The sequence below is a fragment of the Scytonema hankhaensis NUACC26 genome, from assembly GCF_045865695.1.
Classification (GTDB): Bacteria; Cyanobacteriota; Cyanobacteriia; order Cyanobacteriales; family Nostocaceae; genus Scytonema.
The window spans coordinates 71,880-89,765 of record NZ_BAACAP010000232.1; the positions used below are offsets into that span (position 1 = coordinate 71,880).

The following is a 17,886-nucleotide window of genomic DNA, read 5'->3' on the forward strand; positions in this document are numbered from 1 at the left end:
CTCTAGCAAGCTTTAAAATTGACTTTCAATTACCCCTTCTGCTTCATTGACTAAACAACGCAATTTATCAATAATTTCTCCTGACACATTCTCCCACAAACCTCGTTGGTGAGCCTCTAATAATCTTTCTGCCATATCCCGCAATACCCAAGGATTATTTTGTTGAATAAATTGTTGAACTTTGTCATCAAATAAATAAGCCTCAGCTATTCCTTGATACATGAAATCAGCAACACAGTTAGTCGTAGCATCAAAGGCAAATAAATAATCTAGGGTTGCTGCCATTTCAAAGGCTCCTTTATAACCGTGACGCATGGCTCCTGCAATCCATTTTGGATTCACAACTCTGGAGCGATAAACGCGAGTTATTTCTTCTGTAAGCTTGCGGACTTTTGGCTGTTGAGTACGAGAATTGTCACCAAAATAAGTGACGGGAGCTTCTCTGGAAACTGATTTGACAGCAACAGTTAAACCACCTTGAAATTGATAGTAATCATCAGAGTCTAAGAGATCGTGCTCTCGATTATCTTGATTCTGTAAGACAATTTGCATATTATGTAACCGTTGGGTAAAAGCTTCTGGTGCAAATTTTCCCTCAGATTTACGGGTGTAAGCATAGGCACTCCAATTAATATAAGCACGAGCTAGATCGTCTTCATTTGTCCAGTTTTGTGATTCAATTAAACCTTGTAACCCAGCACCATACGCACTAGGTTTTGAACCAAAAATTCGATAGAGCGATCGCGATTTTGCTTGTTCTACTGTTAATCCTTGGGTTTGCCAAAACTCTGTTTCTGTTTTCACCTTAGCAGCTAAGGGATTTATATCTTCAGGCTCATCTAAATTAGCAACAGCAGTGACAGCACTATCGAACAAATCCATTAAATTAGGGAAAGCATCGCGGAAAAAACCGGAAATTCTTAAAGTCACATCCACACGCGGACGACCTAAAATTGAAGGAGGTAAAATTTCAAAATCTACAACTCTTCTGGAGATACCATCCCAAACAGGTTTAACTCCTAATAGTGCCAAAGCTTCCGCAATATCATCTCCTCCAGTTCGCATGGTAGAGGTTCCCCAAACAGATAAACCTAATGTTTGAGGGTATTCTCCGTGTTCTTGGGTATATCTTTCTATTAATGTTTCTGCTGCTTGACGACCTACATCCCAAGCAGTCTCTGTAGGAATAGCACGAATATCAACAGAGTAAAAATTCCGTCCTGTGGGTAACACTTCTGGTCTTCCCCTAGTTGGCGCACCAGATGCACCACTCGCGACATATTTACCATCTAATCCTCTTAATAAATTAATAATCTCTTTCTCTGTTTGTTTAAGTGCTTTTAAGAGATAATTTTGAATCCATTTTAACTCTCGATCTGTTGTTTTACCGCTTTGAGGTATTTGTTCGGTTTCAATAATATAATTCACTAACTCTGATGCATAATCTTCAAAGACTTGAATAACATCACCTATGATTCGGCAGTTTTTTACCCCCCTTAATCCCCCCTTGTAAAGGGGGGAAACTTCCGAAACTCCCTCCCCTTTACAAGGGGAGGGTTGGGGTGGGGTAATCTCAAACCTTTGACTAAAATCTACAGTTAAAGGATCAAAATCCAATTCCCAATCAAGAGCGATCGCTCTCGTTAACCCCAATCTACTAACACCAGGATTTCTGGCAATAGCAACAATTAAATCTCGTAATTGTGCTCCTGATGGACATCGACCAAAAATATGCAAGCCATCACGAATTTGGGCTTCTTTTAATTCACAAAGATAACCATCAGCCGCATTCAGAAATGAAGAAAGAGTAGATTTATCGAAACAGGAAATATCTATTCCCAAATCTTGATGGAGATTTTCTTGCTCAATCAATTGAGTGATGCGATCGCTAATTGCGGGTAATCGTGATGGCTCTAAACTTTGAGCTTCATAATACTCATCAATCAATCCTTCTAAAGAGTTTAAACCGCCATATAATTCCGCACGAGTCATGGGGGGAGTTAAATGGTCGATAATGACTGCTTGAGAACGTCTTTTGGCTTGGGAACCTTCTCCCGGATCGTTGACAATAAAAGGATATAGATGAGGAATTGCTCCCAAGACTGCTTCGGGATAGCAATTTTCAGAAAGTGCTACACTTTTGCCTGGTAACCATTCCAAATTACCATGTTTGCCAACATGAACGATCGCATTTGCACCAAAATCTTGAACCAACCAGTGATAAAAAGCCAAATAGCTGTGAGGAGGCTCTAAGTCAGGTGCGTGATAATTCAAAGATGGATCGCGATCGTAACTCCGCGATGGTTATATCCCCACAAATATATTACCCAACTCTATACCAGGAACGGGGAATGAATCAGTCTCTTCAGGGAAACCCCAACGATTTTTTATTCCTTCTTGTACTGCTTCAGGTAAACTATGAAAATGCTCTAGATATTTCTGCAAAGACAAAGATTGTCGCACTTCTCGGAATGGGTATCCCTCTAAGTCGTTAGTGACACCAGTTGTTAGTAATTGAATTAATTCCTCTCCCGTGTTGGGAATATTGTCCACATAATATTCCTCCAACTGTAAAGCTTTTAAAATTTCAATACAACTTGCTGGTGTATCCAATCCCACACCATTAGCTAACCGTCCATCACGATTGGGATAATTAGCTAATATCAAGGCAATTTTGCGATTTTGTGGTGGAGTGTGTCGTAATTTTACCCAATTTGCAGCCAAGTCTGCCACAAATTCAATCCGAGAAGCAACGGGTTCGTAGGTAACAATATCAGTTTGTAGTAGAGAGTTTTGAGTTTTTACCGCTTTGAAAGAGACTGCTCTTGTAATAATTCTGCCATCTACTTCCGGTAAAGCAACATTCATCGCTATATCTCTTGGAGTGAGTCCAGAAGATCCAGATTCCCACTGTTCGCGACTGCTACCACTGAGAATGACTTGTAACACTGGGACATCTAATTGTTCCCAAAGTTCCACTTGTGGTGTTTCTGCTTCTAATTTTGCTAGAGAAAAACTTGTTGTATTTAATAAGAGGTCAGTATTTTGACTGCAATATTTTAACAACTCCTCTTGGACATCAGGCTCTCTCAAAGAAGAGACAAAAATAGGAACTGCTGTAAGATTTCTTTGTGCTAAAGCTTGACAAAGTGCATCAATTGCTGCTGTGTTTCCAGATAAATAATGCGCTCGATAAAAGATAATGCCAATAACACCAGATTGTGGATCTAGTTTGTGTGGAGATGTGAAATTATTCTCTTGTTGCTCGTAAATAATGCGATCGCGTGGCGAATATATTCCGACACGAGGGACTGGCTGGGGTGGATTAAAAGTATAGGTGCAACCAAGGAAAGTTGTCGCGACAAATTTCAGACTATTAAGATAGTTTTCCGTACCACCCTCATTGAAATACTGCCATATCCGATTAGCTTCTATTAAAGAAACATTAGAGTGACTGATTAAATTTGGGTCGGGTCGTTCGTCTCCTGGTAAGACAATTAATTTAGCCCCTGTCTGCTGAACCGTTTGTTCGACAACTTCTAATCCGTAACTCCAATAAGCACGACCGCCAAGCAACCGTAAAATAATAATTTCAGATGCACTTAATACATCTTCAGCATAAGTATCAATTGTCAGTTGTTGCTGGAGTTGTAGCAAATTGACCACCCGTAACTGTGGAAATTCAGAGGGGAGTTGAGTCACAGCGACAGATAGAGTTTGAATGTCCGTATCCGCAGCCGTAATCAGGACAATAGGTGCTCTTTGCTGTTCGATGAATACTACGCCTTCTACAGACGGATTCCAACCTCCTGGTGTAGTTGCAAGACGATGCATAGGTTTTGAGTAGGAGCTTTCCCAGTTTTGAGTGAGAGAAGTTTAGCACAACTTGATGACAGTAGCCATAGCCATGGACGCTTGAGTAATAAAACCTCTATAGAAAAGATGCCTTAACACTTTTTCGACACACTCGGCGATGGTTTCTTTATGAGTTTTGAGAATTAAATCTGGGTTTAAAGGCGGTTCATATAGGGAGGAAATGCCAGTAAATTCTGGAATTTCTCCAGCAATAGCTTTCTTATACAAACCCTTAACGTCTCTTTCCATACAAACTTCTAATGGAGCGTCAACATAAACTTCAATAAAATTGGGGAGATTAAGTCTGAGTTGTTCGCGGGCATCTCGGTAAGGAGAAATTAAAGCCACAACGGTATTGATACCATGCTTATTTAAAAGCCCGGAAACAAAGCCAACTCTCGCAATATTGGTCTTTCTATCTTCACAAGAAAAACCCAAACCTTTAGAAAGGTTAGTGCGGATGATATCACCATCCAAATACTCACATGGAACTGATAAATGTTCCAAGGCTCTCACTATTTCTACTGCTAAAGTGGACTTACCTGCGCCTGACAATCCAGTTAGCCAGCATGTAAAACCTGGGGATTTAATGTTACTCATAAGATGACAAAGGGTAGTATGTTTTTTTATGGAAAGGGGAACTATTTCCTAGAGGATTAGTTTTGGTTTGTAGTTACGCTGTCTTCACGCTTAGTGCAACTACGAGCGAAAGTCAGTTAATTTGATAAGACTTGCGCCATTCCGCTGATGGTTGGAGATTTGAACAATTCAGCAACTGAAATTTGGCGAGCGCAAATTTCCCGCACTTTGTGATAAACCCGGATCGTTGACAGAGAACGACCACCAACATCAAAGAAATTGGAATGGATACTGACCGTTTCTAAACCGAGAACCTCTTGCCAAATAGTAGCGATCGCTTGTTCAATCTCGTTTTGAGGCGCTACATAGGCAGCTGCTTGTGGTTCGTCAAATAATTGAGGAGATTTTGCTTCACCTAAAAGCGGTAAGTCTAAAAGTCGCCGATGTGGATTAGCAACAATATCTTGCAACAAAATCTGGAAATTCTCCAGCATCTGCGCGATCGTAGATTCCTTAAACAAGTCTGTTTTGTAGCGCATTACCCCCATAAGTTGTTCTCCTTTCTCCTTCACAGAAAGGGACACATCAAAATTAGATATTCCCTCTTCCATCTCCATAAGAGACACGCTTACTCCTGCTAGTTCTTGAGGCTGACTGAGAACATTTTGCATAGTAAACATGGCTCGAGACAAAATTGTGCCTGGTACACCCACCGACGACCCTAGGTACTGAAAAGGCAAATACTGGTGTTCTTGAGCCTCTAGGGTAACTCGACTCACTCGACTCATTAACTCCCGAAAACTGGGATTTTGCCCCAAATTAGTACGCAAAAGAACGAGATTATTAAAGTAGCCGATAAGTTTTTTGGTTTCGGGTTGCTGACGACCTGCAACAGGCGAACAAAGGATAATCTCTTGTTGCCTTGAATATTGATAGAGCAACGTCTTAAACGCTGCAAGCATTGTAACAAACAGAGAAACTCCTTCCTGATGACCAAGAGCTTTAAGAGAATCAGTGAGGTTTCGAGATAGAATCAGGAATTGAGATGCGCCCTGATAACTTGGTAAGGTTGCCAACGAGTAGTCAGTAGGAAGTTTTAGTATAGAAAGCGGATCTCCGAGCTGTGGCTTCCAGTAGTCAAGCTGAGATTTGAGGACTTCACCTTGTAGCCATTGCCGCTGGGATTGGGCAAAGTCTGAATACTGGATGGGGAGTTCCGGGAGCGGAGAGGGCTTGCCCGCACAGAAGGTTGCATAGAGAGTTGCCAGTTCTCGCATAAACACCGTGTCCGACCAGACATCATTAATAATATGATGAATTATGCGTAAAAGCACGTATTCATCTTCTGCTAGATACAACAGTTTGACCCGCAACAATGGTCCGTGTGCTAGGTCAAAAGGCTCCTGGTCTGCAACAGTTGCCAAACGCCGGACTTCAGCTTCCCGTTGCTGTGTTGAGAGTTCTGCCAAGTTGACTATCTGCAACTCTAAGGTTAGATTGTTTGAGATAACTTGGATAGGTTCTCCATTAACAGCAGGAAATGTAGTTCGCAGGACTTCATGACGTCGGACAATCTCTTGTATACTTTGCTCTAGGGCTTCTACATTCAGTAATCCCTTAAGGCGATAAGCAGCACGTAAATTGTGGACGGGGTTTCCTGGCTGTAACTGGTCGAGCAACCAGAGGCGTTCCTGAGCAAAGGAAAGAGGTAGGTTCCCGTTGCGCGGGACGGGTTGAATGACAAATGCTTGATTTTTTGCCTTGATGCTTGTGGTAATAGATTTCCAAAAAGCGGATGATTTTTTGGTTGGCTGGGTCTGGTTGGTAGGAGCGACGCTGGATGTGGTAGGAGTGAATTTCTTTGGCACTGATGGAAGATAGCCTACTTTCTGAAAATAGGAAAAGTAGGTAGCAAGTAGCTTTTCATCCACAGGAGGACAGGCGATCGATGTGCCAGCTAATCCTGCTTGAGTGTGACGAGCATCAAATTTGGGTTTCTCGATCGGGAATGTTTCAGAAGAACTTAGAAGTAATAGTAAAGATGAGTTATACTCATCTTCTGGATGCTTAAAGGCATGATGCTCAACTGCTACCAAAAACTCATTGTAAGTAACTTTCTCCAGAGGATAACCAACAGAGCAAATTGCGTCGAATAGATTTTCCCACGAAGTTGGCTGGGAATTTGTTAAGTGAAATGCTTTTCCTGGGGATTTTTCTAGTAGGGATAAATGAACAATAGACTGACTCACATAATCCACGGGAACAAGGATTATATCTGTTTCTACACTGGGAAATTTCTTTAATTGTATGCAGCCCTTGAGCAACAAGCACAAAGCGTCTTGGAAATTGCCATTGATTCCGGTTTTACTATGTCCCATAATTCGCGAAGGACGGTAAATACAGGCAGGCAACCCTCGTTCTTGTGCTATCATGACCAATTGTTCCGCTACCCACTTACTTTGTCTGTAGCCACCTTTAAGACTGGAAAATTCGGGAAGATCTATTTCTGTGACTTGCTGAACAGCAGAATAAGCTTCGCTGAAAAAAACACCGATGGTGGAAATAAAATGGACGGGTTTGGTTTGAATGAGACTCGCTAAGCGAAGGACTTCTTGAGTGGACAAAACATTGGTAGGTTTCAAGGTCAAGTAAGGACAAGCAGCGTTGACCCAGGCTCCATTATGATAAATAATATCAATCTGCTCAGCTAATTCATGAAATTGTTGTTCTGAAAGACCAAACAGAGGTAGAGACAAGTCTCCGATGACGGGGATGATACGGGAACTGAGGGTTTCTTCCCACAGGGAGTAGAATTGGAGATGGTTTTTGAGGCGCTGTTTGCCTGATTCAGCATCGCTGGAACGAATCAGACAATAGATATTTGCTGTTGTTTTGCGGAGGAGTTCGTCTAGTAAATAAGCACCGAGAAAGCCTGTTGCTCCTGTTAAAAAGATAAATTTTGGAGCTTTGAGATTTTTGGAGAGAGGTTGTTGAAATTGGATGGAGGGATCTAAGACAGCCTCTGCTTTCAAGTTCAAGGTATCAGTAGTAGAATTAAGCATAATAACTCTAATATAATTATAGTTCGTAGTTGTGCTTCAGTGCACTTTAGATCGCGGCTTTTTTGGGCTAAAGCGCAATTACAAACAAGTTATTCTTTTTTCCAATCACCCTGTAAAGCTACATTACGGATGAGATCTGCACTCTCTAGAAAAGAATTCCTTTGACAGACGCGAGACCATCTTTCTGAAAAAAACTTTTGCTCGTTTTCAGGAAACAGCTTGAGCCTCTCTTCAAATAGATTTCGGTAACGTTTTATTTCTGCCTGCAACTGATGTGGCGCTTCTTCGCCATACAACTTTTCAAACATCCAGTAAGTATTATAATGACCTGCTGCTACATCCTTTCTATAATCATGGATATCATCTATAATTTCAAAGATAACTTCTCTAGGCGCGAGAAGTTCAAACATTTCTGGTCTGTAAGTTTTGCCTGACAGATGTATTAAGGTATAGTGTAGAGTGCGTATATCGCAAGAACGCAATTCACCTAAACGCTTTACATCTGCGTGGGTTACCTTATCAGAAGCCATTAGCTGAGTCTCTAACTCAAAAAACTCTCCCACTTTTTCCAAAGCATTTAGGATTGTGGGATGTTCAAGGTTAAGTTCCTTCAAGAGAGATTGGATAACTTCTTTTTTAGAATTCCATGGAGAAATTTGACTCAATGATGTTTTGTTTGCTTGAGCAGCCTCTACCTCGACATCATTTTGATAGACCATTGCTTCAATAAAAGCTAAAAGCGGGTAGTAATTAAAAAAATCATCCAGGGATATATCATAAATCGGACAATATGCTTTTACGAGGTGCTTTATAACTCGGGTTGCTTTGTAAATATTATGATAAGAAATATATTTTTGGCTGACGACAGATTGCGCTAGAAGGTTCTCGTTCAATAACTGTATGTTCATGATTTGTGCTTTCCTTTGTTGTTAAATGAACAGGCTAAAATGTTCCGTAGTCGGCTTCCTGGCAAAGGGGTTTGCAGTATTCAATCAAGCGTTCAAGACTTTCAGCATCTAGTGAATTTTTCCATCCATCAATTTGACCTATTCTAAATGTCCGAGAAGAAGGATTATAAATCTCATCTAATTGGGAAGAAATCTTGTCATCAAATTCAATCCCCAAGTGTGAGGCAATATTTTTGATGACATGCATTTGTTTGTTAGCGCTTCCTCCGCCTTGTTCACCAACTAAATCTTCAAAACGGACGAACAAGCAACCAGGTTCATCACGCCATGCAAGCATTGAGCGATAAACTTCGGCAAAATTTTTTATTTCTACACCAGCTTTCTGGGCATATCCTCCTTCTAAGATAAAATTTAAACGCTCTATTGGAGACATTAGTTTAAAATCATCTTCTAAAAAATGCCTTGCTGGCATGTTTTCCGTATCCAAAATGAAAGGCATGGACGAAGCAACTACCGCACGCGGATCGCGGATAATAAATACATAATGATAGTTTAAATCGGCAAGGATGGGGCTTAAGACTGGTGTCCAGGGAATATGTCCTAAAATATACCGTTTTTGAGGTATTATATCCAGCCAATGCCGAAAAGTAGAAGCCTTTACGTAACACGGTGTTAATGCACCGATACTCATTTTTTCCCCAACATCTTCTGTATCGCTGATTTTTTCATTTTTCAAAGCATTTTTTACCTCTCTATAGTTCAAAAATATCGGCGTATCACTAGAGCTACCATTTTCAAAATGTTCTTTATAGCCCAAAACTTCAATCGCTTTGGCTAACAAATGGGTACCGCTTTTAGGTAAAGAATTTATTAGCACTCTACCTGTTTGAAATTCCGTGTATGGCATGAGATTACGTATCTTCAAAAATTGACGAAAAAGAAGTCAAGGAGTCAGGAGCCTGAACCATTCTGGCTTCTGGCTTCTGACTCCTCTTAGAGAACTAGCGGTTCTCATCCAATAACAGTACAAATTCATCTGCGGTTCCTTAATACATCCCCATAGGTGGTACTTGCTCTGAATCAATATGTACATCCAATACCGTTGGTCCTGGATGGGTGTAAATCGCTTGGTAATCAAGCTGTTCCAAATCTTGAGAATGGCGGATGGTATGACCGTTTGCTCCCATAGCCCGAGCTATGAGGCTAAAATCAACTGACGGAAGGGCAAATTCTAGAGGTTCCTTTCCTGTCTGGCGATGTCTATGTTTCACCATGCCATAGGATCGGTCGTTTAGAATGACAAAAATGACTGGTAATTGCTGAGAAACTGCTACGGCGAGTTCGTTTCCGTGCATTAAAAAACATCCATCGCCCGTTAGACAAACAACTGGCGTTTTCGGCGCACCCAAAGCTGTACCGATCGCGCTTCCAATTCCCCAACCCATAGATGCTGTTCCTATAGATAAGCGATAATTTTCTGGACATGGTGGAAACAGGTAATGAATGCTCCAAGAAAGCCAATTACCAATATCAACTGTGAACCGAGTTTCTTTAGGAAAATGTTGAAGTAGTAAACTAATTAAGCGTTGTGGTTTAACAAAGGAATCAGTCTCTGAGGGTTGATAACTTTCAGGTTCTTTGACCTCAATCTGGGGCGGCTTGTGGCGATCGCTCAACGATAGTTTTGAACTCACACTCAGGGACACAGATGTATCTAAATACAGTTTTCCGTTCTGCTGCATCGTCTCAAGACGCGCCACTAACTCTTGAAAAACTCTTTTGATAGTTCCTTGCACGTGCAAACGTGCCATAGGGGAACGTGTAAAATAAATATTTGCAGGATGAATATGTACTAATTTGTCGTTTAACAACACCTTATCCCATTGTGACGTTGCCCAGTGACCCAAAGTCGTCCCAACAGCTAAGATTAAATCCACTGATTCATCACTCAACGCTTCGCGAGCTGTTTTATGTCCAGCAAAGCCAAAAACTCCCCGTGCTAGTGAGTGATAAGGATCGATGCAAGATTTACCACCTTGAGTCGTAACGATAAGTGTGTTAGTCAGTTCAGCAAACGTTGTAATTTCTTGGGATGCTCCTCCACAATCTTGACCTACAAGTAAAACAACTTTGCGTCCTCGGCTCAATACCCCATACAAAGCTTGCCAAAGTTCTTCTAATGCTGCTAAATCTACAAAAGAGGAGGGTTGAGTTAGTAACTGAGATAAATGAGGATAACTTATTGATTCTGGAGCTGGAGAGCGTAAAAGATCTACAGGGATGCTAAGATGTGCAGGACCTTGAGGCGATCGCAACGCAGTAGTCAGTGCAGCGAACAATTTTCTTGCTAGCTGATTCGGGTGAGTCACGAGGGTATTGTAGCGGGTACAGCGATCGAACATCGCTACTGTATCGATGGTATCAGGTGACGACTCTTGAAATGCGCCCCAGCTAAAATGAGACAATAACGTTTGCGCTGTAATCGCGAGCACTGGAACTCCATCAGCGTAAGCCGAAGCCACGCCTGTCATTAAATTTGTTGCACCTGGACCTGTTGTAGCACAGCATACACCAATTTTTCCAGTTTCACGAGCATAGCCATGAGCCATGAAAGCGGCTCCAGTTTCGTGACAAGTAAGGATAGCACGAATACCACCCCTTCTTTCAGCGCGAGCTAAAGCTTCAAACAAAGCGCTATTGTGTCCCCCTGGTATACCAAAGACATATTCCACTCCAAGCTCTTCTAAAGAATCTACAATCAAATCCGCTAGTGTTTTCTGTTCGCTTTGATTGTTTGACGGAAGCTTGATTTGAGATAAAGGTTGTGCAGTCATAATAATGAGTAGATTTAAAGATATTAATGATATGTAGTACTTGCTTTACGAACTAATTGTTGTCATTTGTTTAGCTTCAGAGTGGTAACCATCAAAAGTATAACCAAATAACTCAATATCCTCTTTAAAGTGTTTCTCAACAAGTTTTCTAGTGTCCTCAGTATAGTACGATTTATAATCTTTATGTTTTGAACTATTTAAATATGGCAAAGACGCTTGAATTTTTAGCACCTGACAAACATAATCAAAATCTTGTGCCAGTGTCTCATACCTACCAACATAGTCAACAATAATCTTTCCATCTGAGTCAGTGATAATATCCTTCTGTAACTTAGTAGCTCCTTTGGGAAAGGGATTTTTTGTGTTTATCACCCACTCCAAATATTCATCAAAACCTCTCATTGACTTCACAAGCTCATGCCTGATATGTGTTTCCTCCTTAAGAATAAAGTGATAATAGGATACTTGCCAATCCCAAGGATTCCTCACAAAGGCAAACTTATAGAAATTCTTATAAACCTCTTCAGGTAATTCCTTCTTTGCATCCCTTGCTTTCGCGTGCCAAAGAGAGGACTTCCACATTTCGTAAAGAGGATTAACTTTCTCACCTAACATTTTTGGGGGTCGATTAATTTTAAATTTCTCCGGCTCACTCCCATAGCCTGTCAATGCTTCCTTAACACTAGAACCAGCAGCTTTCGTAACATGGAAAAAAATAAACTTATGACTATAAGAAATTAACATAACATCTATTTCTCGAAATATTCAAAAATTAAATTAATCCGATCCGTATTCCCACGATTAATCCCACCATGCAAAGCTTTATTATTCACCTCATATGCATATCCTTCAAGGAAGTGATACTGTTTGCGATCGACCCAAAATTCAACATCTAGATTAGTTTGGATAGGAATGTGAATTTTGTGAGTATAATTGGAAGATTGATAAGGGTCGATATGTAAAGCTATTTTGGATTGAGGTGGTAGTTTTGCCAGCATTATTCTGGAAAAGCCGCCATTTTGATATCCATAAGGTTTAACCGCTTCCTCAAGGATGGGTTGTATCTTACCCTTCCATTCTTGCCAAATAGGATAATCTACAATGTCAAGGTGGTTATCGTAATCGCGAACAAATTGAAAAACAATATGTTCTGTACGTCCCAAAGGCTTGAAATGGTTAGGTTTAGCATCGTTCTGTATTACCCATAAATCTTGAGGTAAATTCAGAATTTCATCTCGAATTAATGAAATATCGACTGAACCTAATTCTCTGATAGTTTTAGTTTTGTTCGGACTGGCTTGTTCGGTTTGGTCTTTAGGTATAACACTCATCTTATTTCTCCTTTATTGTGTTTTTTTCTTATTTAAACATCAACGAAGAATTGTTCGGGAAATTTTTCCGTAATCATCATTATGGGCTTACGGTTAGAGAAAACGCGATAAGTGCGAGAAAAAAGCTTATCTTCTCTTTTAATTTTAAAGTAGTGGGACAAATCACCTGATGGCTCCCGACCTGAATCAATGATTTCCTTAAAGGTTTCTACTTTATGTTCCAACCAAAGCCTACCAATTGGTTCCTGAGTTTTGAGCAATCGTTCTCTAAAAAATTCATCCAGTCTTTCAGGAACAATAATAGACTCAGCGTAAATCCAGTTTCTTCTGCTAATCTTGCCTTGAAGTAATATTTTCCGTGAAATGGTTTCACACCCTGCTGTGATGTCTAACGGTTCAATGTCTTGTGCGATCGCCACAACTTCCTCAGACAACTTAACAATCTGAATCTTTTCCAGTAAGTAAGCTTCTAATATTTCCGTTAATGTCCCATCCGTTGTTAAAATAACTCTTTGAAACTTACTAAGCTTTGAAGGGTCAATGTGACTTTGTGCCAAAGATTCCTGCAAATCAGGTCTTAGGAAAGATGTCTCCATAGCATTAACTTCTTTGGTCTGCATAATTTAGTAAACCTTTCTTCTTTTATTTCCTTAAATCCGATCGTCCATATCTATGGGAGAGGAAAATCCGTATTCTTCGAGTTGTCCATCTCGTCGAATATCACAGGTTAAACAGTGGAATGAACCTCCGAATGTGTAAACGTGCCGGAAATCAACAGGAATGACTTTAAAGCCTAAATCTTTCAAAAGTTTTTGAGTGGGTTCCTCCTGCCGTTCTACAATAATACGTTCTGTGTCTAGACTGAGAAGATTCATACTAATCCACTTACTCGCGATGGGTAGCTTCCAGTAATCCGGCGCTGCGGGAGGTGCGGTTTCAACTAAATCCCAGCCTGCTTTTTTAAACAATTTACTGTCTACAGGGGGGCGACTGGGGTTAATCAGGGCTAGTCCGGGTCGAAGTGGCACAAGCGACGCATCAATGTGCATTGGATTGAAATCCATGAACTTCACCACATGAACCCGATACCGATCCCCTAAATGCCGTCTGAGCCAAGTAATCCCAAGCTGATTAGTGACGTGACTGCGCTGAACAAAAAGATCGCGTCCAAAGCGGACAATATCTGCTGCATCAAAGCAGGGGTCAAATTCTGTGATCGCATATCGCCCTTGCTCAACTAATGCTTCTTGTTCTTCAGGAGATTTTGCAGCGAAGTCAAAATCATAAAGGTCGTCTGACATAAGTGGCTTAGGGGCTGTTGTCCACTTGGCTCCCTGTCGGAGATACTCCTTCATCAAGGAACGATAAGCACGGTATTCAAAAAACCGCGATCGCCATGCCATGGGAGCCTCAATAATTTCATTCCCAACGACGATGAGGATGTCGCGAGGCATGGTGGCGTACATTCCTGAGGATTCAAAATCCGGCGTTTTGTAGACTTGGGTAAAATCAACTATATCGGGTCTTCGGACAGTAACGCCTTCCCCTTCCAAGACGCGACAGAATTCGTTGAGTTCTTTGGTTGCTGGTTCCACCAGTTCGTCAGGAAAAAGGGTTCCGCCAAACTTTTGGAAAAAATCCCAGTATTTTGGAGCAGCATCAACCTTAACACCAGCTTCAAATCGAGGAACCGTAGCACCTTCAACTCGACCCACAATGACTTCTTGCAGTGTATCCCACTCATTATGACTGTTAACCACTGAAACTTTTTGCATCGCAGTTACTGCTACTGACATATATTTGCTTTCTCCAAAACACTAATGATTGGTTCTAAGGTCGGTAATACTCTGGCAATCTCTCTCTCGTTTTTCCGCCATTTGTCACGGGATGGTGCTGAAAGGGTTCTTCGAGCGATCGGAAGGGATTGAAACAGAATCTGCTCGACTTTTTCATCCCAGTTAACTCCGGCGAATTGAGCTATCTTGTTAATACTTTTCTTTGGCTCTTGAATCAGATCGCAATAGCGAATTATACACCAAGAAGTTGAGGGGAGAGCTTTGAGATCGTTTAAGATATAAGTATTAGCAATTTTCCACTGCTCAGCAGCGATTTCGGCTAACGAAGACTCCTGCAAAGATGACCATCCTGGAGTTAGCAGAAAACACCACTGCCGATAAGGCCATCCAGGAAGTGGTTTATAAGAGGGAAACTTTCCCGAACGCCAACCTTCCATGAGGCTACTGATATTTTCTGTATGCTCCCGGTAGAGGAAAATAAAGAGTGCGTCTGGAAAGACAGCTTTTAAGAAAGGAATCCGCAGGGCATTTTTAGGAGTTTTCTCCAGAAAACGCACTCTTTGAGGCCGTTCTTGGGGAGTTAGACTAAGGGACTCGCGTCCATCACGATCTTGCAACTGTTTGGCAAAGCGTTCTCGCAAACTCGAGCGGATGTGAGGGAGAGCATCTGCTTCAGTCAAGCGGTTAGAACTAAAATTGTGCGCCGAAGGATGAAGTTCTGGAATCCCTTCAATAATTTCGTGACTTTCGTCACCAATTGTCCATAACTCAGGAAACTGGGATAGGGTTTCAAACAACAAAGTACTGCCAGCCCTGGGTGCGGAGATAATAAAGATTGGTTTCTCAAACTCCGGGGTTTGGAAATCTTTATCAACCATAAGCTTGGCTTTCAGCTTTTTCCTCGCCAATTGCAACTGCTTGCTGGATTGGTTTGGAAGGGGACGATTCGATGTTAGTAACATCGAGCGAATCACCTTGATGGCATTGTTTCCATGAACTGATTGCGATTGCCATTTGTTGCCAGAAGCAGCAATGTCATCGTCAAAGCGTGCAATCAGGTCTTGGTAAGCTAACTCTCCACGGCGGTGGTGTCCAAACTGAGAAAAAGCCTTTTTCCACAGTCTCCTAAATTCTTCCATACTCTGAGCCAGTCGCTGAAAGCTCTGTTGCATAGAAGAGTTTTCTGCATCTTTGAGGATAAGGGCAGTTAGGTTGTCAATTTCTTGAGGGGTTAATACCTCAAAACTGTCAGGTTCCCAGAGAATCTGACCATCATCATTTACGGTTTCGGGAATGTCGCTAACTTGTATTGTATCTGATTGGCGATCGCCTCCGTCACTTTTATAGGGTTGCAAAGCTTGCGCCAGCATACTTTGAAAAGCCGATGAACCTTTTGTTTCCACAATCAAATGAATGCAGTCTTGGTTCGTCTTATTAACCATCCAGTGAAGCTGAGAATTATCGAATGCCCAAACTTCCCCAGCTGCCATGTGGACATTTTTTCCATTACAGAAGAATTGTACAGCAGGATTGGTGACGATGGGTATGTGAACAGCCATTCGCCGAAACCAGTGGTAGTTGTCATCTGCTTGCGCTGGTGTCTGTGTTCCACCTGTGATTCGCATCAAGTAGCTGCGGGAGATGGGAGCATTGAGAGCTTTCATCACCTGTTTAAGGTAAGGACAACGCTCCAGAAAAGGAGTTGGCTGCATGGCACCAGATATCGCGAAATCATCATTGAGGGTACCCGCTACCGATACCAGGATAATCCATGCCTTGCCAGTTATCTTTGTCGGATACTCATTCCAATCCTGTTCGCTGAATTGGAATTCCTCTTCTAGCCGCTTTATATCTAAGCGCAGGGGAAGTTTGTAGAACTCGGTGTCTAGCTTCATCGCATTTCTTTAAGATAATCTGCCAGAGTCTTACCAACATAGTCCCCATAAAGTATGCCCTTTGACGTCAATTTAATTTCTGTGTCTGACACAGAGATGAAGTCTTGTGATTTGAGTTGTTTCAAGGGAGTAGAGCATATAGACTCTAGCTTAAAACCGTGTTTCTTTTGAAAGGCTTTCAAATCTAAAGTTAGCAGTTTCATTCCCAACAAAACATCTCGAATCATCCGCTCCAAACTGTTATAACAGTAGCCTCGGGACAAAGGTAACTCCCCGGATTCAATGGTAGGTGCATACTTTTCTAGATCGCTGGTATTCTGAATCAGCACATCCCCCAGACAACCAAAGGCGGAGACACCTAAACCGTAGAAATCCATTCCTCGCCAAATGTTGGCAATGTACTCGCTCTTGTCGCTTCCATTCTTGGTATATGTAAAGAAACTCCAAGGGATGTAGTTAGTCTGCTCAAACCTCTCCATAGCGTACTGCATGAATTGCAGTTCTTCCTCTTCTGCGGGGAGTTGTATGATTTCTTCTCTAACTCCAGTTTTATAAACGCCTGTGTTAGCAAATGCTTCCATCTTATAAACTGTGATGCTCTCTACTCCTGTATTAATGGCGCATTCTAAACTGTCTTTCCAAGTTTCTTGTGTTTCTCCAGCCAATCCACTGAGCAAATCAATATTAATTGCCCATTTTCCTTGACCAGCTTTCTGAGCAATATCTATAGCTCTGTAAGCTTGTTTTTCATCGTGTCCCCGTCCGCTCAGTTTGATAATCTTATTGTTAAAGGATTGTACACCCATACTGAGACGATTGACTCCCAGTTGAGCGAGAACTTCCATTTTTGACTTAGAAACTGTCAGCGGTTCAGCTTCAACGGAAAACTGCTTTCTGTCATCAAAGAACTTGAAGTTCTCCCGGAGGGATTCAACAATTTGTACGAAGTGATGCTCCAAGAGCAGGGTTGGCGTTCCTCCCCCAAAATAAACAGCGTGAATTGGTCTGTTACCCAACTGAAAGCGATCGGCAGCCATCTTGATTTCTTGACAAAGATCTGCTACATATCCTTCTACTTCCGGTCTTTCTTTCAAATCAACTGTTTTGTAGTAACAAAAGGCGCACCTTTGCGTACAGAAGGGGATATGAACGTAGATGCACATCGGCTGTTCTTGTAGCTTCTCTTGCAGTGCCTCTTTTCTCCATTGCCGAAAGGGTGGATAGTTAGGAATTAGAGGTATTCGTTGGGGGGACAGGGTGATGGGTTCAACTGTTAACGTCATGGTGTTGCGTGTTAGGGGTTGAGTACTCAGGAGACAGGAGTCACTTTTGCATACTTCTCTTCGTTTATCCTGCTGTTAGTGTTTGTCTTGATTCCATTTTCTGAGCAATGAAATCAGCTAATACTTTCAGGCTGCTGAAGGATTCAGTTCCCAGTTCGGAGTCGGAAAACTCTATACCAAAATGTTTCTCGATTAAAGAGATCAGCTCGACGGTAGCAATAGAGTCAAATCCCAGACCATCCTCAAACAAAGATACATTTTCATCAATTTCTTCGGGCTTGAGATTGACATCTAGCTCCTCAGCAATAATTGTTTTTAGATTGTTTACTATATCAAACATTTT

Annotated in this window: 12 protein-coding genes and 1 pseudogene; all 13 read right to left on the minus strand. The window is 41.6% G+C overall.

Annotated features, from left to right (window positions below; all coding sequences use genetic code 11):
* Nucleotides 1–12 precede the first annotated feature (12 nt).
* Nucleotides 13–3,834 (minus strand): annotated as a pseudogene (gene cobN, locus ACKTT2_RS36010) (cobaltochelatase subunit CobN).
* Between the two features lie 42 nt (nucleotides 3,835–3,876).
* Nucleotides 3,877–4,455 (minus strand): adenylyl-sulfate kinase, encoded by a 579-nt coding sequence (cysC, locus tag ACKTT2_RS36015; protein ID WP_407895779.1) that lies wholly within the window; start codon nucleotides 4,453–4,455, stop codon nucleotides 3,877–3,879.
* 116 nt (nucleotides 4,456–4,571) lie between these two features.
* A complete protein-coding gene (locus ACKTT2_RS36020; protein WP_407895780.1) occupies nucleotides 4,572–7,496 on the minus strand; it encodes a thioester reductase domain-containing protein in 2,925 nt (974 codons plus the stop codon).
* Nucleotides 7,497–7,585: 89 nt separating this feature from the next.
* Nucleotides 7,586–8,404, minus strand: coding sequence for a hypothetical protein (locus ACKTT2_RS36025; RefSeq protein WP_407895781.1), 819 nt, complete (start codon nucleotides 8,402–8,404; stop codon nucleotides 7,586–7,588).
* A 34-nt stretch (nucleotides 8,405–8,438) separates the two neighbouring features.
* Nucleotides 8,439–9,311: a sulfotransferase domain-containing protein gene (locus tag ACKTT2_RS36030; protein WP_407895782.1), complete on the minus strand. Its 873-nt coding sequence runs from the start codon at nucleotides 9,309–9,311 to the stop codon at nucleotides 8,439–8,441.
* Between the two features lie 139 nt (nucleotides 9,312–9,450).
* A complete protein-coding gene (locus ACKTT2_RS36035; protein WP_407895783.1) occupies nucleotides 9,451–11,238 on the minus strand; it encodes a thiamine pyrophosphate-binding protein in 1,788 nt (595 codons plus the stop codon).
* Between the two features lie 45 nt (nucleotides 11,239–11,283).
* Entirely contained in the window at nucleotides 11,284–11,982 is a 699-nt protein-coding gene (locus ACKTT2_RS36040; protein WP_407895784.1) for a sulfotransferase family 2 domain-containing protein, read from the minus strand.
* Between the two features lie 5 nt (nucleotides 11,983–11,987).
* Nucleotides 11,988–12,569, minus strand: coding sequence for an aspartyl/asparaginyl beta-hydroxylase domain-containing protein (locus tag ACKTT2_RS36045; protein ID WP_407895785.1), 582 nt, complete (start codon nucleotides 12,567–12,569; stop codon nucleotides 11,988–11,990).
* A gap of 32 nt (nucleotides 12,570–12,601) precedes the next feature.
* Entirely contained in the window at nucleotides 12,602–13,189 is a 588-nt protein-coding gene (locus ACKTT2_RS36050) for a chorismate--pyruvate lyase family protein (RefSeq protein WP_407895786.1), read from the minus strand.
* A 30-nt stretch (nucleotides 13,190–13,219) separates the two neighbouring features.
* Nucleotides 13,220–14,365, minus strand: a complete 1,146-nt coding sequence (locus tag ACKTT2_RS36055; protein ID WP_407895787.1) for an amidinotransferase — start codon at nucleotides 14,363–14,365, stop codon at nucleotides 13,220–13,222.
* Nucleotides 14,356–16,260: a sulfotransferase gene (locus ACKTT2_RS36060; RefSeq protein ID WP_407895788.1), complete on the minus strand. Its 1,905-nt coding sequence runs from the start codon at nucleotides 16,258–16,260 to the stop codon at nucleotides 14,356–14,358. The genes ACKTT2_RS36055 and ACKTT2_RS36060 overlap by 10 nt, the downstream gene beginning before the upstream one ends.
* Nucleotides 16,257–17,543 (minus strand): radical SAM family heme chaperone HemW, encoded by a 1,287-nt coding sequence (gene hemW / locus ACKTT2_RS36065; RefSeq protein ID WP_407895789.1) that lies wholly within the window; start codon nucleotides 17,541–17,543, stop codon nucleotides 16,257–16,259. Before hemW ends, ACKTT2_RS36060 begins: the two co-directional genes overlap by 4 nt.
* Before the next feature lie 64 nt (nucleotides 17,544–17,607).
* Nucleotides 17,608–17,883: an acyl carrier protein gene (locus ACKTT2_RS36070; RefSeq protein WP_407895790.1), complete on the minus strand. Its 276-nt coding sequence runs from the start codon at nucleotides 17,881–17,883 to the stop codon at nucleotides 17,608–17,610.
* Between the last annotated feature and the right edge of the window lie 3 nt (nucleotides 17,884–17,886).